The following is a 22,753-nucleotide window of genomic DNA, read 5'->3' on the forward strand; positions in this document are numbered from 1 at the left end:
CATGCGGATCTTCTCGGGCGTCGAGTCGGTGCCGGAGGGCTTCGGCCCCTCCGCCGTCACCATCGGCAAGTTCGACGGCCTGCACACCGGCCACCGGGTGATCATCGACGACCTGCTCGCGCTCGCCGGCGACGACCTGCTGCCCGTCGTGGTGACGTTCGACCGCAACCCGCTGCGGCTGCTGCGGCCCGACAAGTGCCCGCCGCCGCTCGTCGGCCTCGACCAGAAGCTCGAGCTGCTCGAGTCCGTCGGGGTCGCGGCGACCGTCGTGCTGCGGTTCGACGAGGCGCTCGCCTCGCTCGAGCCGGAGACCTTCGTCGACTCGGTCCTGATCGGCCCGCTCGGCACGAAGCGGCTGCTCGTCGGCGACGACTTCCGCTTCGGGCACTACGGCCGCGGCGACGTCGCCCTGCTCGAGCGGATGGGCCCCGAGCGCGGGTTCACCGTGCAGGTGCAGCAGCAGGTCACGCGGGCGTCGCGCCGCGTCTCCTCCACCTGGATCCGCGAGCTGCTCGGCGCCGGCGCGATCGAGGAGGCGGCGGAGCTGCTCGGCCGTCCGCCCGCCGTCCGCGGCGAGGTCGTGCACGGCGCGCACCGCGGTCGCGAGCTCGGCTACCCGACCGCGAACCTGGACCAGGAGTCGGACGGGATGATCCCCGCCGACGGCGTGTACGCGGGGCGCCTGGTGGACCGGTCGATGGCGCCGCCGGCGGTCTACCCGGCGGCGATCTCGGTGGGCAGCAACCCGACGTTCGAGGGCGTGCCGCCGAAGCAGGTCGAGGCGTACGTGCTCGACCGCACCCTCGACCTGTACGGGCACGTCGTCGACGTCGAGTTCACGCACCGCATCCGGGGCCAGGTCGCCTACGAGGGCATCGAGCCCCTGATCGCCCAGATGGCCGTCGACGTCGCCCAGGTCCGCACCCTCGTCGGCTGACCCTCCGCTCCTGCGGAACGGGAGATCAGTAGGAGCTCGCGTCGGACGCGCCGGAGGCGGTGCCCGTCTCCGCGAGGCGCTGCACGTCGGTGAGGATCGTCTCGGTCGCGCTGGTGCCGAAGCGGTCGACGCCGATCGCGCGCATCTCGAGCAGGGTGGCGAGGCCGCGCACGCCGCCCGACGCCTTGATGCGGACGGCGGGGGAGACCGCGTCGCGCATGAGGCGCAGGTGGTGCATGGTCGCGCCGCCGCCCGCGAACCCGGTCGACGTCTTCACGAAGGAGGCGCCGCCCGCCTCCGCCGCCTTCGAGCCAGCGACGACCTGCTCGTCGGAGAGGTAGGCGGTCTCGAGAATCACCTTGACGACGCGCCCCTCGGCGACGGCGACGACCGCCGCGACGTCGTCCGTGACGGCGGCGAGGTCGCCGCTGCGCAGGCGGCCGATGTGCAGCACCATGTCGAGCTCGCTCGCGCCGTCCTCCAGCGCCCGGCGGCTCTCCGCGGTCTTCGCCGCGGTCGACGTCGTGCCGTGCGGGAACCCGATCACGGTGCCCGTGGCGACGCCCGTGCCGTCCAGCCGCGCGACCGAGCGGGCGATGTCGGAGGGGCGCACGCAGACGCTGAAGACGCCCCAGCGCCCCGCGAGGTCGAGGTCGGCCGCGACGTCGTCGTCGGTCAGCTCGGGCTTCAGGATCGCGTGGTCGACGAGGGCGGCGATGGACTCGACGGTGGGGGTCTCCTGCTGCTGCACGGTCCACGAGGGTACGCGGGATCGTTTGGCCTCCTCAGGGCGGCCCCCTACCCTGACCGGGTGAGCGACTCCGAAGACACCGCGTCCGACCGCACGCCGACGGGGCCGCTCCTCCTGCTCGGCGACAGCCTCACCGAGGCCGGTCCGTGGGAGGAGGCGTTCCCCGACCGCCAGGTGATCAACGCGGGCAGGACCGGGGACACGACCGCGGACGTCGCCGCCCGCATCGACGAGGTGGTCACCGCGAAGCCGTCGACCGTCGTCGTGATGGCGGGCACGAACGAGTCGCGCCGCGCGACCGTCGAGCAGGTCGTGCGCGGCCTCGAGGACATCCTGTTCCAGCTGCGCCACGAGCTGCCCGACGCGCACCTGCTCGTCTGCTCGGTGCTGCCCCGCGAGCGGGAGCGCGCCGACTGGATCCGCGAGGTGAACATCCACGTGCGCCAGTTCGCGCCGACCGTGAAGGCCGACTTCGTCGACCTCTGGCCGTCCTTCGCGGAGGAGGACGGCGAGCTGCGCGCGGATCTCACGACCGACCGCCTGCACCTCACCGACGCCGGCTACGACGCCTGGGTCGAGCAGCTGCGCGGCGTCGTCGGCTGACGAGGACCCGCCCGCCGCGCCGCACGCGCGACGGCTTCCCGCTGGAAACACGCGACCGCTAGCATCAGCGATGGCGCCCGTCCCGGGTGCTCACACGACGCCGCATCGTCCGCGGCTGGAGGACTTCTCAGCAGAGCTCCACGACCTCACGAGGGGGACCCGCCATGGCTGCGCGCTCGAAGCTGCGACCCCTTCAGAGCCCGGCGTCGAGGATCCGCTCCCGCGCCGATGTGACCGAGGTCGGCGGCGTCCTCGCCCTCAGCGGCCGTCGGGAGACGCCGAGCGAGGCGCGCATCGCCGACCTGCTCTTCCTCGCCGAGGCGCTCGACGCCGCCGACATCGAGTACCTCCTCGTGCGCGACGACGCGCACCGCCCGATCCTCGTGGCCGACGAGACCGAGCGCCTCGCCGTCACCCGGGCGCTGGTGGCCGCCTGCGCCGACGAGCCCTTCCTCTCCGCCGCGCTGAAGCGCAACCTGCAGCCGCGCGACGAGACGGTGCTGATCGCCGACGGCGACGTCGCCCCCTCCCGCACCGACCGCCTCCTGTCCCTGTTCCGCCCGCGCGTCGATGCCGCGGGCGTGCTGCACGCGGAGCCCGAGAACGGCGTCCGCTTCGAGTTCTGGGTACGCCAGGGCGCCGAGGTGCGGGTGCCCGCCCCGAACGCCCTGACCCGCCGGCGATTCATCACCGCGGACGTCCTCCCGGACACGACGGAGCGGTACGGCCGCATCTGGTCGACGATCCGCGACATGTTCACGGACCTCGTCTCCGACGTCACCTTCCCGGTCGACATGGTCTTCTCGTGGGTCGACGGCACCGACAAGGAGTGGCAGCGGGCCCGCGCCCGCCGCATGGCCTCCTACGTCGTGGGCGAGGGCGACGACTCCGAGGCGCGGTACCGCCAGATCGACGAGCTGCGGTACGCGCTCCGCTCGGTGCACACCTACATGCCGTGGGTCCGCACGATCTACATCGCGACGGACTCGAAGGCGCCCGCCTGGCTCGCCGACCACCCGAAGGTGCGCGTCGTGCGGAGCGAGGAGTTCTTCCGCGACCCGTCCGTGCTGCCGACCCACAACTCGCAGGCCGTCGAGGCGCAGCTGCACCGCATCGACGGGCTGTCCGACCACTTCATCTACTCGAACGACGACATGTTCGTCGGCCGGCCCCTGCGGCCGGAGGTGTTCTTCTCGCCGGGCGGCATCAGCCGGTTCATCGAGGCGGACACCCGCATCGGCCTGGGCGACAACGACCCGGCCCGCAGCGGCTTCGAGAACTCGGCGCGCGTCAACCGGGCGCTGCTGCGCGAGCGCTTCGGACGGGTGATCACCCGGCACCTCGAGCACGCGGCGACGCCGCTGACCAAGTCGGTCATCGAGGAGATGGAGCAGGTCTTCGCGGCGGAGTTCACCGCGACCGCGTCGAGCCCCTTCCGCGCGAAGGACAACATCTCCGTCACCAACAGCCTGTACCACTACTACGCGCTGCTCACCGGGCGCTCGATCCAGAACACCGACTCGTCGGTGCTCTACGTCGACACCACGACGCACAAGGGCCTCGGGCTGCTGAAGCGGCTCGGGAAGCGCCGCGACTTCGACTTCTTCTGCCTGAACGACGGCAGCTTCCCGGAGGTCGCCCCCGACGTCCGCGCGAAGAAGGTCACCGACTTCCTCGAGCGCTACTTCCCGCTGCCCGCGCCGTGGGAGCGCCTCGACGGCGCCGACGCAGCCCCCGCCCAGGCCGGCTGACCCGCTCGCGCGCAGTTGCGCGCTCCAGTCCCAGTCGTACGCGAGCGCTCGCGCGCAACTGCGACCAGGCCGCGCAACTCCGGGTGCGCTGGCGAGTGCGTGCCGACCCCTGCCCCCGCATCTGCGCACTCCAGTCCCAGATGCGCGCAAGCGCTCCTGCGCAACTGGGACCGGGCTGCGCAACTGCGAGCGCCCTGCGGGCGGACCCGTGCGCTGCTCCGCCCGGCGCCGTCCCGCGAGCCGCGGGACCCGGCCGGCCAGCGGGTCAGTCGCGGATGATCGAGATGGGGGAGGTGAGGGCCTCGAGCTCCTCGTCGACGCGGTCGAAGCGGCGGGAGGGGAGGTGGGCGTTCATCGGCTCGGGCACGGTCACGCCGTGCGCGGCGAGCACCGCGGCGCTGTCGGCCGCCGAGGTCTGCGACATCGTGACGCCCGCCGCGACGGGCACGACCGAGTGCAGGACCAGCTCGTCGTACACGTGCACGAGGTTGTACGACTGGTTGCCGTCCTGCGGCCGCGTGCCCCGCGCCTCCCCGGTCAGGTCCTGCGTGTAGCAGGTCGCGGACGCGACGGAGACCGGGATGCCGGCGAAGGTGCCGCTCGTGGAGAAGTGGACGTGGCCGGCGAGGATCGACCGGACGTCGCTGCCCTCGAGCACCTCGCGCAGGCCGGCCTGGTCGCGCAGCTCGACCATCACCGCGAGGTCCTGGATGCAGGGCAGCGGCGGGTGGTGCAGCGCGAGGATCGTGCCGTGCGGCGCGGGGGAGGCGAGCTCCTCCGCGAGCCAGTCGAGCTGCGCGCCCGTGAGCTCGCCGTGGTGGTGGCCCGGCACGGAGGTGTCCATGGTGATCACGCGGAGGCCGTGCACGTCGTAGACGCGGTCGACGGGGCGGCGGTTGCGCGCCTGCCCGAACAGCTCGCGGCGGAAGGTCGCGCGGTCGTCGTGGTTGCCCATGCACCAGATGACCTGCGCGCCGAGGCGCTCGGCGGCGGGCTCGACGATGGAGCGCAGGAGGCGGTACGCCTCGGGGTCCCCGTGGTCCGCGAGGTCCCCGGTGAAGACGATGGCCTCGGGCCGCGTGCCCGACGCCTCCAGGTCGGCGAAGATCCGCCGCAGGCTGCGCTCGGGGGCGATCGCGTCGTACAGCCGGCCGCCGGGCACGAGCAGGTGCGTGTCGCTCAGGTGCAGCAGGAAGTGATCCGGGCGGGCGTGCTCCGCCGTGCGGGTCGTATCGGAACCTTCGGCGCCTCGAGTGGACAAGACGTATCTCGCTTTCCTGGCTGTGGCGGCACAAGCTACTCGCGGGGGAGGACGCCCCGCGGCCCCCCGAATGGACGGCGTCTGAACAGGCATCGTCGTCGGGCTGAACGCGGTGTCGAGCACCCGCGCCAGCGGGTCGGGAATCCGGCGGCGCAGGTGCACGGAGCGCCGCGTGCCGGTGCGCGATCGCCGTGGATCGTCCGCCGACGGCCTGGAACGACGCCCGGCGGGGCGTGCGCGGACGGTGGGCGGCGCCTGTGTCGATCCCGCTCGGCGGCGGGCCGCCTCATCCCGTCCGAAGGCGGCCCGGATAGCGTCTCCCCATGCCCTCGGACGTGGTCGACGACGTGGTGGTGGGTGCCGGCGTCGTCGGCCTCACCACGGCCCTCCTGCTCGCTCGCGGAGGGCACGAGGTGGTCGTGGTCACCGCCGAGCCGGTCGGCGGGGGATCCTCGGGGCGGTCGCTCGGGATCGTGAGCGAGCTGCACGGCACGGCCTACCGCCGGATGCGGGGCGAGACCGCGCGCAAGAACGCCGCCGCCTACCGCGCGATGAACGCGGACGGGTTCGCGCTGCTCGCGGGCGTGCTCGAGACCTCCGGCACCCCGCACGAGCGGCGCGACGCGTACCTCGCTGCCTCCCGGCCGGAGGGCGCCGCCCGCATCGACGACGAGCACCTCGCCGCGCACCGGGCGGGTCTGAAGCTCGAGAAGCTGCAGCGCGCCGACGCGCTGCCCTTCGCCCACCACGGCGCCGTGCGCCTGCAGGACCAGATCCGCGTCGACCCCGCCCGCCTGCTGAGCGCCCTCGCGATCGCCGCGGCGGAGGCGGGGGTGCGCATCGTCGAGCGGGAGCGCGTCGTCGACGTGCGGGTGCGCCCGCGCGGCACCAGCGTCGTGGAGACCGGCTCCGCGGAGTACGCGGGCCGTCACGTCGTGCTCGCCACCGGCACGCCGATCCTCGACCGGGGGCTGTACGCGCTGAAGACCGCCGCGTTCCGCATGGTCGCGGTCGGGGGCACGACCGCCGCCCCGGACCTCCCGATCGTCACGGCGCTCGGTCCCGACGGCAGCACGACCGTCGCCGCGGACCCGGACGGGCACGTCGTCGCGGTCGGCCAGGCGCACCGGACCGGCACGGGCGGCTCCGAGCTGCGACGGGCGGACCTCGTGGAGGCGGTGCTCCGCGGCGTCGTCCCCGACCTCGTGCGCACCGACGCCTGGAGCGGCCAGGACTACCGCCCCTTCAACCCGATCGCGTTCGTCGGGCGCCTGCCCCGCACCGGCGGCGCCGTGTCGTTCGCGTCCGGCTTCGACGGGTGGGGCCTCACCCAGGGCGCCGCCGCCGGGATCCGGATCAGCAACGACCTCCTGTCCCGGTCGCAGCCGCGCTGGGCGACGACGATCAGCCACCGCGTCACGCGGCCGGCCAGCCAGGGCATCGGCCTGGTGGGCGACGTGCGCGCCGCGACCGAGCGGGTCGCCGGGTTCCGCCGGCTCGCGCCCGCGGACCTGCCGCTGCTGCGGGAGGGGCAGGGCGTGGTGCACCGCACCGACGACGGCCCGGTCGCGACGAGCCTCACCGGCGGCGTGCTGCGCAGCGTGTCCGCGTCGTGCACCCGCGCCGGCGGCGTCGTGCGGTGGAACGACCTCGAGACCAGCTGGGACTGCCCGGTGTGCGGCAGCCGCTTCGACGTCGGCGGCACCGTGCTCGAGGGCGGCGCCCGGGGCGCGCTGCCCGTGGTCCCGACGCCCGGCGCGCCGGAGGCCGCGAACCTCTCCTGACCCCATCCGCGGTACACTGTGGGCGCTGCAGGCCGCGGCCCCATCCGGATCCGGCGTCGTCCGCCCGATCCGCACGCCCCGGCAGCACCGTTCCCCTTTCGTTCAGCGCCCGCGGCGACGCCGCGGCTCTCGTCCGCGCGGACGGCCAGTTCTGGAGACCCACTTGGTTCGATCCACGGCGACCCCCACGCGGTCCCGCTCGCCCCGCAAGGGCGCCTTCGACAACACCGGACTGATCCCCGTGCTCGCGCGGGCGGTCCGCGAGGTCGAGACGTCCGCGTCCCGCGGTCCCGTCAGCCCCTCCGGTAGGACGAAGTTCCAGGTGATCGCCCTGCTCGTCCGCGAGGAGCGGGCGCGCGCGAAGACCGACCCCGAGCTCGGCGAGGAGGCCAGAGCAGAGACGCTCAAGCGCCTCGACGGCGTCGCGACCATCCTCGCGAAGACGGCGGCCCGCGACACCTCGCTGATCACGCTGCTCGAGCCCGGCCACGCGCAGACCGACGGTGCCCGCACGCTGCGCCGGCGCATGCTGCAGGAGGCCGGATACGAGGTGCCCGCGGAGGAGGAGCAGGCCGCGCCCGCGGTCGCCGACCCGTTCGCCGAGCGCCAGGTGACGCCGGTCTCGGTGCGGGCCCGTCAGCTCGCGAACCCGTTCCTGCCGCCGGACTTCGGCATCGGGCGCCAGCCGCACCTCACGCGCCGCCTGGCGAACTGGGAGCTGCTCGGGCCGCTGTTCAAGGCGTTCGAGACCGGAGGCGGCGGCGTCACCAGCATGGAGCTGCCCGACGCCCCGGCGAAGCCCCGCTGGGCGCCCGCCGGCTCGGAGCTGATGCACCACCAGGCCGAGTTCATCGAGGCCGTCGCGCGCGGGCACCGCACCTTCCTGCTCGCCGACGAGCCGGGCCTCGGCAAGACGGCGCAGAGCCTGATCGCCGCGTCCGTCGCCGACGCGTTCCCGCTGCTCGCGGTCGTGCCGAACGTCGTGAAGATGAACTGGGCCCGCGAGGTGCAGCGGTGGATCCCGAACCGCACCGCGACCGTCATCCACGGCGACGGCGCGGACCTCGACGCCTTCGCGGACGTCGTGATCGTGAACTACGAGGTCCTCGACCGCCACAGCGGGTGGCTGAAGACGCTCGGCTTCAAGGGCATGGTCGTCGACGAGGCGCACTTCATCAAGAACCACTCGGCGCAGCGCTCCAAGCTCGTGCTCTCGCTCGCCGCCGCGCTCCGCGAGCGCCGCAGCGACCCCCTCCTGATGGCGCTGACCGGCACACCGGTCATCAACAGCACCGAGGACTTCAAGGCCATCTGGCAGTTCCTCGGCTGGATCGACGAGACGAAGCCGCTGCCCGAGCTGATGGCCCGGCTCGAGGAGACCGGCCTGTCGCCGGCAGAGCCCGGCTTCCTCGCCGAGGCGCGCCAGGCCGTCATCGACCTCGGCTTCGTGCGCCGCCGCAAGATCGACGTCGCGGCGGACCTGCCGGCGAAGCGGGTCGTCGACCTGCCCGTCGAGCTCGACGACGAGGCCGGCCGCTCGATCCAGAAGGCCGAGCGCGAGCTGCAGCAGCGCCTCGTGCAGCGCTACCGGTCGCTCGCCGCGGGACGCAAGCCCGAGACGTTCGACCAGAAGATGCAGCTCGTGCGCCTCATCGCGCAGCAGGAGCTGGAGGAGTCGCGCAGCGCGACCACCGGCGAGAACATCTTCACGATGATCCGCAAGATCGGCTCCGCGAAGGCGGCGCTGGCGGCGGACTACGCGACCCAGCTCGCGCGCTCGACCGGCAAGGTCGTGTTCTTCGCGAAGCACATCGACGTGATGGACCAGGCGGAGGGGCTGTTCGCGCGCCGCGACATCAAGTCCGTGTCGATCCGCGGCGACCAGACCGCGGCCGCCCGCGAGCGCGCGGTCGACTCGTTCCTGCACGACAAGAAGACGAAGGCCATCGTCTGCTCGCTGTCCGCGGCGGGCGTCGGCATCAACCTGCAGGTCGCCTCCAACGTCGTGCTCGCCGAGCTGTCGTGGACCGCAGCCGAGCAGCAGCAGGCCATCGACCGCACGCACCGCATCGGCCAGTCCGAGCCGGTGACCGCGTGGCGCATCATCGCCGCGCACACCATCGACGCCCGGATCGCCGAGCTCGTCGACTCCAAGGCGTCCCTCGCGGCGCGCGCCCTCGACGGCGACGACAGCGAGGTCGCGCAGGAGACGAGCGTCCAGCTCGACGCCCTCGTGAACATCCTCAAGGACGCGCTCAAGCTCTGAGCCGGGACGTCCGCGGCAGCCGTGGCGTCGCGCGGTGCGCATGCGGACCGCGCGACGCCGCAGCGACCGCGCGACGCGCTCCGCGCGAGCGGCTCAGTCCTCCGCCTCGGGAGGGGTCTCGGCGCCGGCGCGCTCGTCGCGGTCCGCCCAGGCGAGCAGCGGAGCGATGTCGAACACGGCGTCGTCGATGTCGGCGTGCAGGTCGCCCAGCGCGGCGAACCGGGCGGGCACGGTCCTGATGGTCAGCTCGCGCGGTTCGACGTCGTCCACCTCGTCCCAGCGGATCGGCGTGGACACCGTCGCCTCCGGGACGCCCCGGATGGAGTAGGCGCTCGCGATCGTGTGGTCCCGCGCGTTCTGGTTGAAGTCGACGAAGACGGCGGCGGGGTCGCGATCCCGGCGCCACCAGGTCGTCGTTGCGTCGCCGGGCGCGCGCCGCTGCACCTCCCGCGCGAACGCGAGCGCCGCCCTCCGCACGTCCGCGAACCCGTGCTCGGGCCGGATGCGGACGTACACGTGCAGCCCGTCGCCGCCGGAGGTCTTCGGCCAGCCGGTCGCGCCCAGCTCGTCGAGCACCTCGTGGACGACGTGCGCCACCCGTCGGACGCGGTCGAAGGGGCACTCGGGCATCGGGTCCAGGTCGATGCGCCACTCGTCCGGCCGCTCGACATCGGCCCGCCTGCTGTTCCAGGGGTGGAACTCGACGGTCGACATCTGCACCGCCCACACGACCTCCGCGAGCGAGCGGACGGACAGCTCCTGCACCGTGCGGTCGTAGCGCGGGAAGTGCACCCCCACGGTCTGCACCCACGGCGGCGCCCCGAACGGCAGGCGCTTCTGATGGACCTTCTCGCCCTCGATCCCGGTCGGATAGCGGTGCAGCATGCACGGCCGGTCCTGCAGAGCCCGGACGATCCCGTCGCCGACGGCGAGGTAGTACCGGGCCAGGTCGAGCTTCGTCGCGCCGATCACCGGGAAGTAGACGCGGTCCGGGTTCGACAGGCGCACGCGGTGCGCTCCGACCTCGAGCTCGACGGAGGGGGACGCTGCGCGGGCCATGGGCCATTGAACCCCGGAACGCCTCTGCAGCAGCACCCGCGCAGGTGACCGCGCCACGAGACGGTGCTCGGCGATGCGCTCTAGGGTGAGGCGGTGATCGCCGGGCTGCTCAGCGCGCTCGCCGTGCTCGCGGGACCGCAGGCGGTGAGCGCCGAGTCGCTGCTCGCCGCCGGCCTGGTCACCGCGCTGCTCGCGGTCGTGGTCGTGCTGCGCGCCGCATCGGCACCGCCCAGCGCGCCCAGCAGGGGCAGCACCGCCGCCGACTTCCCGTCGCTGCGGGTGCTGCTGCGCGCCACGTCGCCGGACGCCGAGGGGCACCCGCGGGCGAGGGCGCCGGGCACGACGCGCTGAACCGATCCGCCGAACGGCGGATCCCGCGCGCACGCCCCGGCTCGGCCGGGGAAATCCGGCGTCCCGTCCGGGACGGCCGATCCGTCGACCCCGCTGAAGGTGCCTCCCATGTCCCTGCCCGATCCGCTCGCCCCCGTCCGCTCGCTCGTCGAGACGGCCCTGACCCTCCTCCACGACGCCCTCGCCGCCGTCGGCCTCGATCCCGCGGCGGGAGGGACGTGGCTGGTCGCCGTCGCGCTGCTCGTCGCCGCGGTCCGCGTCGCGCTGCTCCCGCTCGCCGTGCGCCAGTTCCGGTCGGGGCTGCGGATGCGTGCCCTCGCCCCGGACGCCGCGCGGATCCGCGAGCGCTACCGCGGCCGCACCGACGTCGCCTCGCGGCAGGCGTTCGCCCAGGAGACCGCCGCCCTGCACCGCCGGCACGGGGTCTCGCCGTTCGGCGCGTTCCTGCCGCTGCTGATCCAGGTGCCGCTGTTCCTCGCGCTCGTCCAGGCGCTCGAGCACGCGGCGCGCTCGACCGGGCCCGCGGCGCTCGGGTCGTTCGCCGCCGCCCTCGCGTTCGGCGCACCGCTCGCGGCGACGGCGCTGAGCGGCGGCCTGCCGGGCGCGGTCGTCGGGGGAGCGCTGCTGGTGATCACCGCCGGTGCGCAGATCGCGACGCAGCACCTCGCCGCGGCCGGTGCGCCGGCCGTGCCCGGCGGGCGGGTGCTGCTGCTCCTGCCGCTGCTCACCGCGGCGACGGGACTCGCGTTCCCGATCGGCGTGACCGCCTACTGGGCCTGGTCCGCCGTCTGGACGCTCGGCCAGCAGCTCGTGCTGCCCCGCGTCGTCCGCCTCACCTAGCCGCGATACGCCGACGGCCGCGGGGATGCGCGTCCCCGCGGCCGTCGGTCCTCGCTCGTCAGGGGTGGAGGAGGACCTTCGTCCAGCCGTTCTCGCGGTCGTCGAAGTGCTGGTAGCCCTCGGGCGCCTCGTCGAGGGACAGCTCGTGGCTGACGATGATGCCGGGGTTCACCTTGTCGCGGTGGATCAGGTTCCGCAGGCCGCGGTTGTACTGCTTCACGTTCGCCTGCCCGGTGCCCATGGTCTGGCCCTTGAAGAAGAAGGTGCCGAAGTCCATCGCGAACTCGCCCTGCTGCGCGAGCTCGTCGGACGCGCTCGGGTCCTGCGGCACGAAGACGCCGACGACGCCGATGCGACCCGTCGGACGCACCGCCTGGATGAGGCTGTTGATCGTGATGCCGGGCTTCTCCTCGCCGGTGTGGTCGTGCGCCTGGTAGCCGACCGCCTCCACGCCCTTGTCGGCGCCCTCGCCGTTCGTGGCGTCGAGCACCTGCTGCACGCCGCTGCCGTCGCTGTCGTCGATCGGCGTCGCGCCGATCCGCTCCGCGAGCTTCAGGCGGTCGGGCTGGTGGTCGAGCACGAACACCTCCGCCGCACCGCGGATCTGCGCCGACATCGCGGCCATGAGTCCGACGGGCCCCGCGCCGTAGATGACGACGGAGTCGCCCATGCCGACCTGCGCCAGCTCGGTGCCGTGGTAGCCCGTCGGCAGGATGTCGGACAGCATCGTGTAGTCCTTCTCCTTCTCGCGCGCGTCGTCCGGGAGCACGAGGGCGTTGAAGTCGGCGAAGGGGACGCGCAGCAGCTCGGCCTGGCCGCCGGAGTACGGGCCCATGTCGGCGTAGCCGTAGGCGCCTCCGGCGCTGCCCGGGTTCACCGTGAGGCAGAAGCCGGTGCGGCCGGCGGTGCAGTTCTTGCAGAAGCCGCAGGCGATGTTGAAGGGCAGGACGACCATGTCGCCGACCTTCACCTTGACGACGCCCTGGCCGACCTCGATGACCTCGCCCATGTTCTCGTGGCCGAGCACCTTGCCGGTCTCGACGTCGGTGCGGCCCTCGTACATGTGCAGGTCGCTGCCGCAGATGTTCGTGGTGGTGATCCTCACGAGGGCGTCGGTGGGCGCCTCGATCCTCGCGTCCGGCACCTCGTCGATGGTGACGTTCTTCGGGCCGTGGTAGACGAGCGCGCGCATGCGGCATTCCTTTCGTCGCGGCGCCCGGTTCGGCGCCGCATCGACGATGCGCGCACCACCTGCGCGCGGGCGCTGCATCGGCTGCATGCGCGGGAAGAGCGGGCTGAGTGCGGTCCCAGCCCGCTCGCGGCGGCCGTGCTACTCGGCGAGCCCCAGCACGTCGAGGATCCAGGCGAGCTCGAACGCGCGCTCGTGCCAGGCCGCGTAGCGCCCGGAGACGCCGCCGTGGCCGGCGCTCATCTCGGTCTTCAGCAGCACGTCGGCGCCGACCTCCCGCAGCCGCGCGACCCACTTCGCGGGCTCCACGTAGAGCACGCGGGTGTCGTTCAACGACGTGGTGGCGAGCAGCCGCGGGTAGGGGTGGTCGCCCACGTTCTCGACGGGGGAGTACGACTTCATGTACGCGTACACCTCGGGGTCGTGGAGGGGGTCGCCCCACTCGTCCCACTCGATGACGGTCAGCGGCAGCGACGGGTCGAGGATCGAGGTCAGCGGGTCCACGAACGGCACGCCCGCGTGGATGCCGGCGAACAGCTCGGGCGCGAGGTTCGCGACGGCGCCCATCAGCAGGCCGCCGGCGCTCGCGCCCTCGGCGACCAGGCGGTCGGGCGCGGTCCAGCCCTGCTCGACCAGGTGCCGTGCGGCGGCGACGAAGTCGGTGAAGGTGTTGCGCTTGGTGCGCGTCTTGCCCTGCTCGTACCAGTGCCGGCCCATCTCGCCGCCGCCGCGCACGTGCGCGATCGCGAACAGCACGCCGCGGTCGAGCAGCGAGAGTCGAGCGATCGAGAACGAGGGGTCGATGCTCGCCTCGTACGAGCCGTACCCGTAGAGCAGCATCGGCGCGGGCTCGGCGCGGCCGTCCATGAGGTCCGCACGGCCGACGACGGAGATCGGCACGCGCGTGCCGTCCTCCGCGGTCGCCCACTCGCGGCGCTCGCGGTACGCCGACGCGTCGTAGCCGCCCAGCACGGGCTGCTGCTTCAGCACCGTCCGCACGCCGGTCACGGTGTCCAGGTCGAGGACCGTGGAGGGGGTGATGAGGGAGCCGAAGCCGATGCGCAGCGTCGGCTGGGCCCACTCCGGGTTCGAGCCGATGCCCGCGGTGAACAGGGGCTCGTCGAAGCGGATCTCGTCGATGCCGCCGGGCGTCAGCAGCCCGACGCGGGCGAGCCCGCCCTCGCGGTAGGAGACGGCGACGAACCGCTCGAACGCGTCGACCTCCTCGAGCCGCACCCCGGTGGTGCCGGGCAGCAGCACGTCCCGCGGTCCCTGCGGATCGGCGGGGTCGACCGAGACGAGCTCGAAGTCCTCCGCGCCGTCGTTGTGCAGGATCAGCAGGCGGTCGGCGCCGTCGACGACGGCGTGCTCGACCGTGTACTCGACGCCCTCGACGCGCGGCCAGACCAGCTGGAACCCCGCCTCCGGGTGCTGCACGTCGAGCAGCCGGGACTCGCTCGTGACCTTCGAGCCGACGCCGATCTCGATGTAGCGGCGGCTGCGGGTCATGCCCACGCCGACCCAGAACCGCTCGTCCGGCTCGGTGAAGAGGACCTCGTCCTCCTCCGCCGAGCCGAGCGCGTGGCGCCGCACGGTGTCGGGCCGCCACGCCTCGTCGCAGGTCGTGTAGTAGATCCCGCCGCCGTCCGCGTCGAACAGCGATCCGGGCATGGTGCCCTCGATCACGTCGGGCAGCGCCTCGCCGGTGGTCAGGTCCTTCACGCGCAGCACGTAGCGCTCGTCGCCCACGGTGTCGACGGCCCACAGCAGCAGGCGGCCGTCGGGGGAGACGTCGAAGCTGCCGAGCGAGTAGAACTCGTGGCCCGCCGCCTCCACGTCGTCGTCGAGCAGGACCTGCTCGCCGGGCACGTCGTCCGACAGCGTCGGCGGGGTCCAGTCGTCGGGGGAGGCGATGGGCGCGCGGCAGTGCCGGGCGTACTGCTTGCCCTCCTCCGTGCGGCTGAAGTACCACCAGTCGCCCTCGCGGGACGGCACCGACAGGTCCGTCTCCTTCGTGCGCGACTTGATCTCGCCGAAGATCGCCTGCCGCAGCGGCTCGAGGCCGGCGACGCGGGCGTCCGTGTACGCGTTCTCCGCCTCGAGGTGCGCGATCACGGCCGGGTCGTCCTTGTCGCGCAGCCACTCGTACTGGTCCACCACGGCGTCGCCGTGGTGGGTGCGCGTCGAGGGGCGCCGCTCGGCGACCGGGAGCGGGGGAAGGGGTTCGACGGTCATGCTTCAGGCCTCCAGCAGCCGGTGCACGGCCAGTTCGGGGATGGGGAGCCAGGTCGGCCGGTTCCGCGCCTCGTAGACGCACTCGTACAGCGCCTTGTCGAGCTCGAGCGCTGCGAGCAGCGAGGCGTGCGGGGCGAGGGAGGTGCCGAGCTCGGCCTCGTAGCCGGCGAGGAACGCCGCGCGCGCCTGGTCGGCCCACGCCCGGGCCGCCGCCGCGTCGCCGCCCTCGTTCGCGATGGTGCCGGCGACGTAGTCGAAGGAGCGCAGCATGCCGGCGACGTCGCGCAGCGCGAGGTCGGGAGGTTCCGCTCCGCCATCGGCCGAAGCGGCTCGCCCTCGAAGTCGAGCAGCACCCAGCCGCGGTCCGGCACCAGCAGCACCTGGCCCAGGTGGTAGTCGCCGTGGACGCGCTGCAGCAGCGGCCAGTCGCCGTGGACGCCCGCCTCGAGCACGGCCGCGATGCGGTCCTGCGCGGCGTCGAGCGAGGGGACGAGGGCGGCGGCCCGCTCGGCGCGGGCCCGCATGCTCGAGAGCACCGCCTCCCGGGCCGCGTCGTCCGCCTCCGCGGTCGGCAGCGCCTCGGCGAGCACGCGGTGCACCTCGGCGGTGGCGGCGCCGAGGTCGCGGGCGCGTCCGGCGAAGTCCTCGCCCGCGCGGGCCGCATCGAGGGCGACGCGCCAGGCGTCGCGCGTGTCGGCGAGGAACTCCTGCGCGACGGCGAGGTGCCCGCGCGCCGTGCCGTCCGGCGCCGCGGGGTCGGGCCACGACCCGACGAGGGCGGCGTGCGTGGCGGGCACCCGCTTCGAGCCGGCGGCCGCGATCACCGACTGCAGCACGACGTCGGGGTTCTCGCCGTGGTGCAGGGCGCGGAACACCTTCACCATCAGGCCGGCGGTCGTGCCGTCGGGGCGCTCGGCCTCGACGATGATCGAGGTGTTCGACTGCTCGCCGGAGAGCACGCGGGCGCTCGTCAGCCGAGGGGCGCCGCCGCTCCAGCCCACCAGCACGCCCTGCGCGCCCGTGGTCCCGTCGCCGACGGAGCCGCCGCCGAGCAGCAGGTCCAGCAGCGCCGCCACGAACTCCGGGGTGCGCGGACCGTCGAGCAGCTCGGTGGCCTCGCCGCTCGGGCGGGAGACGAAGGGCACCTGGTAGACGGCCTCGGCGCCCGGCGTCGCGTCGCGCACGAAGAGGATCTCCGCTCCGCCCGCCAGGGGGAGGGAGGCGTCCACCGACAGCGCGTCGCCCGTCGAGTTCGCGAACCAGCGCTGGCCCGGGATCCACGAGTCGAAGGGGCCTGTGATCACCGCGGGGTCGGCCATGGGTGAGAACCTACCGAGCGCCGCCCGTGGGCCCGCCCAGTCCGACCGCGCGGGATCAGTCGCCGGAGGGCGGGGCGGAGGCGCTGCTGCCGCGCAGCGTGTCCTCCTCGGGCGCCTCGACCGCGTCGGCCGGGCGGTCATCGGCGTCCTCGTCGTCGTCGAGGTCCGCCAGGGACTCGTCGCGCGCCTCGGCGGCCTGGCGGAGGCGGCGCTCGAGGTTCTCGGACGAGCGCTCGCGCCAGTCCTCGGCGGTGTCCACGGCCCGGTTCCGGACCTCCTCCGCCGTCGTGGTCCAGCGGTCGCGGACCTCGAGCGCGGTGTCGATCCACTGCTCGCGCAGGTCCTGCGCGGTCTCGGACGAGCGCTCGCGCAGCTGCGCCACGGAGGCGACGGTGCGCTCGCGCAGCAGCTGCGCGGAGTCGGCGGCGCGGTGCCGGTTCTCGTCGCTCAGCGAGCGGACCACCGCGGCGAACGCGGCGCCGGCGAGCAGCGTCCCGAGGGAGACCGCCCAGCCGACGGAGCGGCCGTTCACGGACGGTCCTCATCGCGCATGGCCTCGCCGCCCTCGTCCACCGCGGGCCGCAGGTCGGCGTCGCCGGGCGTGCTGAAGTCCTGCTCGACCTCCTCGAGGGAGGGCGTCTCGTCGGATGCGTCGCGCCGCGTCATGGCTCCACGGTAGTCCGCGCGGGCGGCGCGGGGAGGGCCCGGTCCGGGGCTCACGGCTCCCGCACGACCTCCTCCGGCGCCTTGTCGGGGCGCCAGCCCCGCCAGCTCGCCTGCCGCAGCCGCCCGTCGTCCGTCCACTCCGCGAAGCGGACCTCGCCGACGAGGGAGGGGGTCACCCAGTGGGCGTCGCTCGCGTCGGCGCGCGGCACGTCGTCGAACGGGGCCGTCTTCCGGCCGTGCGAGCGCAGCCGGGCGCCGATCGCGTCGAGGTCCTCGTCGCTGAACCCCGTGCCGACCCGGCCCACGTAGCGCAGCCGCCCGTCCTCGTGCACGCCGACGAGGAGGCTGCCGACGCCGCCCTCGCGGCGCCCCTGGCCCGGTCGCCAGCCGCCGACGACCACCTCCTGCTGCCGCTCGTGCTTGCGCTTCACCCAGTCCTTCGACCGCGCGCCGGGTCGGTAGGGCGCCGCGGCGCGCTTGACCACGACCCCCTCGAGCCCGAGCCGGGCGCTGGTCGCCATCGCGTCGTCGACCGCGGCGGCCAGGTCGTCGCCGCTCGCCGTGGCCACGACCGGCGGCACGTCGATCGGACCGCCGGCGTCGACCAGCCGCTCGAGCAGGTCGCGGCGGTCGCGGTACGGCGCCCGCGTCGTGTCGTGGCCGTCCACCTCGAGCACGTCGAACAGCAGCAGCCGCACGGCCTGCGCGCGCATGGCGGGGTCGACGTCCTGCTTCCGGGTGAGCCCCATCCGCTGCTGCAGGCGGGAGAAGGAGGGGCGGCCCGTCGCGTCCAGCGCGACGATCTCGCCGTCGAGCACGGCGCCGTCCGCGTGGACGAGGCCGGCCAGCTCCTGCAGCTCGGGGTACGTGGCCGTGAGGTCCAGGTCGTTGCGGCTCGTGAGCGCGACGCGCCCGTCCTGCACGCGGGCGATCGCGCGCACACCGTCCCACTTCATCTCGACCGACCACTCCTCGTCGGGGTCGAGCGGTGCGCCCGCCGTGGCGAGCATCGCCCTCGGTCCGCGGTTCGGCGCCTCCTCCGCCGCGGGCGCCGCGGCGCGCGTCATGGCGGGCGGCGCCTCGTCCCGCGCCGGCTCGTCCGTGTCGAGCGCCATGCGGTGGATCAGCCAGCGCTCGCCCTGCGCGCCCTTCGGCTCGTCGCGCTCCGTGCGGATCAGCACGACCTTGACCGGCTCGCCGCCGAGGCCGCCGCCCGGCTGCCCGGTCAGGGTGACGATGACCTCCTCGTCGCGGAACTTCTCGGTCTCGTAGGTGCCGCTGTCCCAGACGTCGACGTGGCCGCCGCCGTACTCGCCCTTCGGGATGTCGCCCGCGAAGGTCGCGTACTCGAGCGGGTGGTCCTCGGTGTGCACGGCGAGGTGGTTCTCGCCGCCGAGCGCGGGCACGCCCTTCGGCAGCGCCCAGGACACGAGCACGCCGTCGCGCTCGAGCCGGAAGTCCCAGTGGAGGCGCCGGGCGTGGTGCTCCTGGATCACGAACGTGTCGTCGTGCCCCTGCGCCGGCGTCTCCTGCGGCACCGGCTCGGGCGTGCGGCCCGCGTCGCGCATCGAGCGGTAGCGGGTGAGGGCGTCGGTGCGGGCGCCGGCAGGAGCGAGATCGGCGAGGAGGTCGCCGTCGCGCTGCAGCCGCTCGACCACCTCGTCCGGGCGCAGCTGGCGCAGGTCCGGGTCGTCGAGCTCCGCCCAGGTGCGGGGCGCGCTCGCGCCGGGGGAGGCGGTGCCGCGCAGGGAGTAGGGGACGATCGTCGTCTTCGCGGCGCGGTTCTGACTCCAGTCGACGAGCACCTTGCCGGTCCGCAGCTCCTTCTTCATGTCGCTCACGACGAGGTCGGGGTGGTCGGCCTCGAGCGACCGGGCGAGCTCGTGCATCACCTCCGTGATCTGGTCGGAGGTCCACCGGCCGCCGAGGTGCGCGAACAGGTGGATGCCCTTCGAGCCGCTCGTGACCGGGTGCAGCTCGAGGTCCATGCCCTGCAGCACGGGTCGCAGCAGCTTCGCGACGGCCACGCACTCCGGCAGCCCCGCGCCCTCGCCGGGGTCCAGGTCGAGCACGAGCCGGTCGGGGCGCCCGGCCTCGCCGCCCGCGGTGAACCGCCACTGCGGCACGTGGACCTCGAGCGTCGCCTGCTGCGCCAGCCACGTCAGGGTGCCGAGGTCGTTGACGATCGGGTAGGTCGTGGTGCCCGACCGGTGCTCGATCGAGCCGCGGCGGATCCAGTCGGGGGCGTGCGACTCGAGGTTCTTCACGAAGAACGGGTGGCCCGGCTCGGCCGCGGTGCCGACCCCCTCCGGCCAGCGCTTGCGCGTCGCGGGTCGACCCGCGGCGAGCGGGACGAGGGCGGAGGCGACGGCCGCGTAGTAGGCGAGCACGTCGCCCTTCGTGAAGCTGGTCGACGGGTACAGCACCTTGTCGAGGTTCGTCAGCGCGATGCGGTGGCCGTCGACCTCCACGACCTGCTTCGCGGCGCTGCTGCGTTGCCCGACCATGGGCTCAGGGTGACCTGGAAGTCTGCTGAAGCGCTGAGACCCGGAAGCGGGGCTGGCCCGCGTGCGCGCACGAGGTCATACTCGGTACTTCATCAGGGCATCGTCGATAAGTCGGAGGGCGGGTCATGCGCAGCATCTGGCGGGGTGCCATCACCTTCGGGCTGGTCAACGTGCCGGTCAAGGTCTACACGGCCACCGAGGACCACGACCTGCCGATGCACCAGGTGCACAACGCTGACGGCGGCCGCATCCGGTACCAGCGGCGCTGCGAGATCTGCGGCCGCGTCGTCGAGTTCCAGGACATCGACAAGGCCTACGACGCCGGCGACCGCACCGTCGTGCTGACGGCCGAGGACCTGAAGTCGCTGCCGAGCGAGAAGAGCCGCGAGATCGACGTCGTCGAGTTCGTGCCGGCCGCGCAGATCGACTCGATCCGCCTCGACCGCAGCTACTACCTCGAGCCCGACGCGAAGAGCCCGCGCTCCTACATGCTCATGCGGAAGGTGCTCGAGGACACGGAGCGCGTCGCCGTCGTGCAGTTCACCCTGCGGCAGAAGACCCGCCTCGGCGTGCTGCGCGTGCACGGCAAGGTGCTGCTGCTGCAGTCCCTGCTCTGGGACGACGAGGTGCGGGAGGCGGACTTCCCCTCCCTCGACGCCGACGTGCGCATCCAGAAGCGCGAGGTCGACATGGCGACGAGCCTCGTGCAGAGCTTCGAGAGCGACTTCTCGCCCGCCGACTTCACCGACGAGTACCAGGTGCAGCTGAAGAAGCTCGTCGACGCGAAGCTCGAGCAGGGCGAGTCGGTCGACACCGAGGCGACGTTCGGCACGTCGGACGAGGACGAGGGCGACGGCGACGGCGAGGTGATCGACCTGATGGAGGCGCTGAAGCGCAGCGTCGAGGCGAACCGCGCCAAGGCGAAGCCGGAGTCGACCTCCTCCCGCAAGCGCGCCTAGCGCGTCCGGCGCCCGCCGGGGGAGACTCGCGCGATGGCGCGCGACTCCGTCCTCTCCATCGCCTCGCGCGGCAGCGTGCTCTCCGTGGGCAGCGTGGGCTCGGTGCTGTCGGTCGGCGGCGTCGGGTCCGCCCTCTCGATCGGCGGGGTCGGCTCGTTCGCGACGGTGCTCGGGATCGGCAGCGCCTGCTCCGTGCTCGGCGTGCTCTCGTTCGCGGTGGTGGGCGGCGTGCTCGCCGCTCGCACCGTGCGCGGGGTGCTGCGCGCCGGCCCGCGCTAGCGGGAGGGGACGGGCTCCGGACCCGGGGGACCCACCCGGCGGCGCAGCCCGATCGGCAGCGCGAGCCAGAGGACGGCGAGCACCACGACGGACACCGCGCCGGCCGCCACCGCGCCGCTCACGCCGGTCACCCGGCTGAAGATCAGCGCGAGCGACCCCGCGACCGCGAGCGCCGTGGTCATGAGGCCGACCCGCAGCATCCGGCTTCCCCACTGCACGAGCTCGCCCATCGCGCCTCGGCGGAAGAGCGCGCGGTGCAGCGCGACCGGCATCAGGGTGCAGGCGGTGGAGGCGACCGCGAGCGACACGACGACGAGGTACAGCGTCTCCTGCCACTCCGCGAGGTCCGAGAAGGTCTGCTGGAACGCGACGGTCAGCAGGAAGCCGGTCAGCAGCTGGGTGCCGGTCTGCAGGATCCGCAGCTCCTGCAGCAGCGCGTTCCAGTTGCGGTCGAGCCGCTCGTTCTCCGTCTCGTCGCGGCCGTCGCCCGGGACGGCGTCGCGGTCGTGCTGCTCTGCCATGGCCGGGAGAGTAGGGCAGCCGCGGGAGCGTCCGCTCGCATCCCTAGGCTGACCCGGTGGAGTTCATCGACGAGCTGCGGGACGCGGTCGGGCCGGCGCTGCGGGTCGAGCCCGCGGAGATCGACCGCGTGCGCACCGACCGCAGCGGCTGGACGACGCCGGAGGTGCCGCTCGCCGTCGTGCGCGCCCGCTCGACCGAGGACGTGCAGGCGGTGCTGCGGCTCGCCTCCGCGGCCGGCGTGCCGGTCGTGCCGCGCGGCGCGGGAACGGGGCTCGCGGGCGGCGCGGTCGGCTCGGCGGGGTCCGTCGTGCTGGACGTCAGCGGGATGGACCGGGTGCTCGAGGTCGACGAGCAGGACGAGACCGCCGTCGTGCAGCCGGGCGTGATCACGGACGACCTCGCCGCGGTGCTCGCGCCGCGCGGCCTCTGGTGGCCGCCGGACCCGGCGAGCCGCGCGATCTCGACGGTCGGCGGCAACATCGCGACGAACGCGGGCGGCCTGCTCTGCGCGAAGTACGGCGTGACCCGGGAGAGCGTGCTCGGCCTGCAGGTCGTCCTCGCCGACGGCGCGCTGGTGCGCCTCGGCCGCCGCACGGTCAAGGGCGTGACCGGCTACGACCTCACCGCGCTGCTGATCGGCTCGGAGGGCACCCTCGGGGTGGTCGTCGAGGCGACGCTGAAGCTGCGCCGCACGAGCGCCGACCCGGTCGTCACCATCGGCGCCACCTTCCCCGACGTGCGGGCGGCGGCCGCCGCCGCCGCGGCGATCACCGCCTCCGGGCTGCGCTGCGCGGCGCTGGAGATCCTCGACGCCGCCTCCTGCGCGGCCATCGACGCGCTCGTCGCCGCGGGCGAGGGACCCGCCGGCGACCTGCCGACGCTCGCCGGCCGCGGCGCGTTCCTGCTCGTGCAGACCGACGGGGGCGCCTCGGAGCGGGAGGCGGCCTCGGTCCTCGCGCTGATCGCCGACGTCGGCGGCGAGGGGTCGGTCGCGCAGGACCCCGTGACGGCGGCCGGGCTCGTCGCGCTGCGACGCGCGGCGCACCCCGCCTACGCCCGGCTCGGCGAGGTGCTGATCGAGGACGTGTGCGTGCCGCGCACCGCCCTGCCCGCGATGTTCGACGCGATCGACGCGATCTCCCTCCGCCACGGCCTGCCCATCCCGACGGTGGCGCACGCCGGCGACGGCAACCTGCACCCGAACATCGTGATCCCCGCCTCCGTGCCGCACGCGCCCGGCGAGATCCCCGACGTCGTGTGGGCGGCGGGGGAGGAGCTGTTCCGCACCGCGATCGCCCTCGGCGGCACGCTGACCGGGGAGCACGGGGTCGGCGTGCTGAAGCGGCGCTGGATCGCGGAGGAGCTCGGCGACGACGTGATGGCGCTGTCGACCCGGGTGAAGGCGGCCTTCGACCCGCTCGGCATCCTGAACCCCGGCAAGGTCTTCTGAGCGGTTCCGGGGCGCCGCCCGGGT

General features: G+C 73.9%; 20 protein-coding genes. 10 read left to right on the forward strand and 10 right to left on the reverse strand.

The window, feature by feature from the left end:
• The first annotated feature begins 1 nt into the window (after nucleotide 1).
• Nucleotides 2-937 carry a bifunctional riboflavin kinase/FAD synthetase gene (locus ABEA53_RS03235; RefSeq protein WP_345479501.1) on the forward strand — a complete coding sequence of 312 codons (936 nt, stop codon included), beginning with the start codon at nucleotides 2-4 and terminating at the stop codon, nucleotides 935-937.
• Between the two features lie 25 nt (nucleotides 938-962).
• On the opposite strand, the gene deoC is transcribed toward ABEA53_RS03235, so the two are convergent.
• Nucleotides 963-1,688 (reverse strand): deoxyribose-phosphate aldolase, encoded by a 726-nt coding sequence (gene deoC / locus ABEA53_RS03240; RefSeq protein WP_345479502.1) that lies wholly within the window; start codon nucleotides 1,686-1,688, stop codon nucleotides 963-965.
• A 60-nt stretch (nucleotides 1,689-1,748) separates the two neighbouring features.
• On the opposite strand from deoC, the gene ABEA53_RS03245 reads away from it, so the two are divergent.
• Both ABEA53_RS03245 and ABEA53_RS03250 read left to right on the forward strand, forming a co-directional pair.
• Nucleotides 1,749-2,291 (forward strand): GDSL-type esterase/lipase family protein, encoded by a 543-nt coding sequence (locus ABEA53_RS03245; protein ID WP_345479503.1) that lies wholly within the window; start codon nucleotides 1,749-1,751, stop codon nucleotides 2,289-2,291.
• Nucleotides 2,292-2,455: 164 nt separating this feature from the next.
• Nucleotides 2,456-4,042, forward strand: a complete 1,587-nt coding sequence (locus tag ABEA53_RS03250; RefSeq protein WP_345479504.1) for a stealth family protein — start codon at nucleotides 2,456-2,458, stop codon at nucleotides 4,040-4,042.
• A gap of 265 nt (nucleotides 4,043-4,307) precedes the next feature.
• Here the strand turns inward: ABEA53_RS03250 and ABEA53_RS03255 are convergent, their stop codons facing one another.
• Complete coding sequence (locus ABEA53_RS03255; protein ID WP_345479505.1) at nucleotides 4,308-5,303, reverse strand: phosphodiesterase; 996 nt, start codon at nucleotides 5,301-5,303, stop codon at nucleotides 4,308-4,310.
• A gap of 323 nt (nucleotides 5,304-5,626) precedes the next feature.
• On the opposite strand from ABEA53_RS03255, the gene ABEA53_RS03260 reads away from it, so the two are divergent.
• Together ABEA53_RS03260 and ABEA53_RS03265 are read left to right on the forward strand one after the other, a co-directional pair.
• On the forward strand, nucleotides 5,627-7,087 hold the full coding sequence (locus tag ABEA53_RS03260; RefSeq protein WP_345479506.1) for an FAD-dependent oxidoreductase: 1,461 nt from the start codon (nucleotides 5,627-5,629) through the stop codon (nucleotides 7,085-7,087).
• 163 nt (nucleotides 7,088-7,250) lie between these two features.
• Complete coding sequence (locus tag ABEA53_RS03265) at nucleotides 7,251-9,353, forward strand: DEAD/DEAH box helicase (protein ID WP_345479507.1); 2,103 nt, start codon at nucleotides 7,251-7,253, stop codon at nucleotides 9,351-9,353.
• Nucleotides 9,354-9,446: 93 nt separating this feature from the next.
• Here the strand turns inward: ABEA53_RS03265 and ligD are convergent, their stop codons facing one another.
• On the reverse strand, nucleotides 9,447-10,412 hold the full coding sequence (gene ligD / locus ABEA53_RS03270; protein ID WP_345479508.1) for a non-homologous end-joining DNA ligase: 966 nt from the start codon (nucleotides 10,410-10,412) through the stop codon (nucleotides 9,447-9,449).
• A 93-nt stretch (nucleotides 10,413-10,505) separates the two neighbouring features.
• On the opposite strand from ligD, the gene ABEA53_RS03275 reads away from it, so the two are divergent.
• Both ABEA53_RS03275 and ABEA53_RS03280 read left to right on the forward strand, forming a co-directional pair.
• A complete protein-coding gene (locus tag ABEA53_RS03275; RefSeq protein WP_345479509.1) occupies nucleotides 10,506-10,763 on the forward strand; it encodes a DUF6412 domain-containing protein in 258 nt (85 codons plus the stop codon).
• Nucleotides 10,764-10,871: 108 nt separating this feature from the next.
• A complete protein-coding gene (locus ABEA53_RS03280; protein WP_345479510.1) occupies nucleotides 10,872-11,603 on the forward strand; it encodes a YidC/Oxa1 family membrane protein insertase in 732 nt (243 codons plus the stop codon).
• Nucleotides 11,604-11,661: 58 nt separating this feature from the next.
• Here ABEA53_RS03280 and ABEA53_RS03285 read toward each other — a convergent pair whose 3' ends face one another.
• The 6 genes from ABEA53_RS03285 to ABEA53_RS03310 form a co-directional block, all read right to left on the reverse strand.
• Nucleotides 11,662-12,795, reverse strand: a complete 1,134-nt coding sequence (locus ABEA53_RS03285) for a glutathione-independent formaldehyde dehydrogenase (RefSeq protein ID WP_345479511.1) — start codon at nucleotides 12,793-12,795, stop codon at nucleotides 11,662-11,664.
• Nucleotides 12,796-12,933: 138 nt separating this feature from the next.
• Nucleotides 12,934-15,027, reverse strand: coding sequence for a S9 family peptidase (locus ABEA53_RS03290; protein WP_345479512.1), 2,094 nt, complete (start codon nucleotides 15,025-15,027; stop codon nucleotides 12,934-12,936).
• Entirely contained in the window at nucleotides 15,024-16,346 is a 1,323-nt protein-coding gene (locus ABEA53_RS03295) for a maltokinase N-terminal cap-like domain-containing protein (protein ID WP_345479513.1), read from the reverse strand. Before ABEA53_RS03295 ends, ABEA53_RS03290 begins: the two co-directional genes overlap by 4 nt.
• A gap of 55 nt (nucleotides 16,347-16,401) precedes the next feature.
• The gene (locus tag ABEA53_RS03300; protein ID WP_345479515.1) at nucleotides 16,402-16,878 is read right to left on the reverse strand and encodes a hypothetical protein; all 477 of its coding nucleotides are present in this window, start codon (nucleotides 16,876-16,878) and stop codon (nucleotides 16,402-16,404) included.
• Nucleotides 16,875-17,012: a hypothetical protein gene (locus tag ABEA53_RS03305; RefSeq protein ID WP_345479516.1), complete on the reverse strand. Its 138-nt coding sequence runs from the start codon at nucleotides 17,010-17,012 to the stop codon at nucleotides 16,875-16,877. Before ABEA53_RS03305 ends, ABEA53_RS03300 begins: the two co-directional genes overlap by 4 nt.
• 50 nt (nucleotides 17,013-17,062) lie before the next feature.
• A complete protein-coding gene (locus tag ABEA53_RS03310; RefSeq protein WP_345479517.1) occupies nucleotides 17,063-19,519 on the reverse strand; it encodes an ATP-dependent DNA ligase in 2,457 nt (818 codons plus the stop codon).
• A 125-nt stretch (nucleotides 19,520-19,644) separates the two neighbouring features.
• Between ABEA53_RS03310 and ku the strand changes: the two genes are divergently transcribed.
• Together ku and ABEA53_RS03320 are read left to right on the forward strand one after the other, a co-directional pair.
• A complete protein-coding gene (ku, locus tag ABEA53_RS03315) occupies nucleotides 19,645-20,478 on the forward strand; it encodes a non-homologous end joining protein Ku (protein WP_345479518.1) in 834 nt (277 codons plus the stop codon).
• Between the two features lie 33 nt (nucleotides 20,479-20,511).
• Nucleotides 20,512-20,757: a hypothetical protein gene (locus tag ABEA53_RS03320; protein ID WP_345479519.1), complete on the forward strand. Its 246-nt coding sequence runs from the start codon at nucleotides 20,512-20,514 to the stop codon at nucleotides 20,755-20,757.
• Here ABEA53_RS03320 and ABEA53_RS03325 read toward each other — a convergent pair.
• A complete protein-coding gene (locus ABEA53_RS03325; RefSeq protein WP_345479520.1) occupies nucleotides 20,754-21,278 on the reverse strand; it encodes a DUF6328 family protein in 525 nt (174 codons plus the stop codon). The two genes, ABEA53_RS03320 and ABEA53_RS03325, sit on opposite strands and share 4 nt — an antisense overlap.
• A gap of 56 nt (nucleotides 21,279-21,334) precedes the next feature.
• On the opposite strand from ABEA53_RS03325, the gene ABEA53_RS03330 reads away from it, so the two are divergent.
• Nucleotides 21,335-22,729, forward strand: coding sequence for an FAD-binding oxidoreductase (locus ABEA53_RS03330; protein ID WP_345479521.1), 1,395 nt, complete (start codon nucleotides 21,335-21,337; stop codon nucleotides 22,727-22,729).
• The last annotated feature ends 24 nt before the right edge of the window (nucleotides 22,730-22,753 follow it).

It is taken from the genome of Amnibacterium soli (assembly GCF_039544415.1).
GTDB lineage: Bacteria > Actinomycetota > Actinomycetes > Actinomycetales > Microbacteriaceae > Amnibacterium > Amnibacterium soli.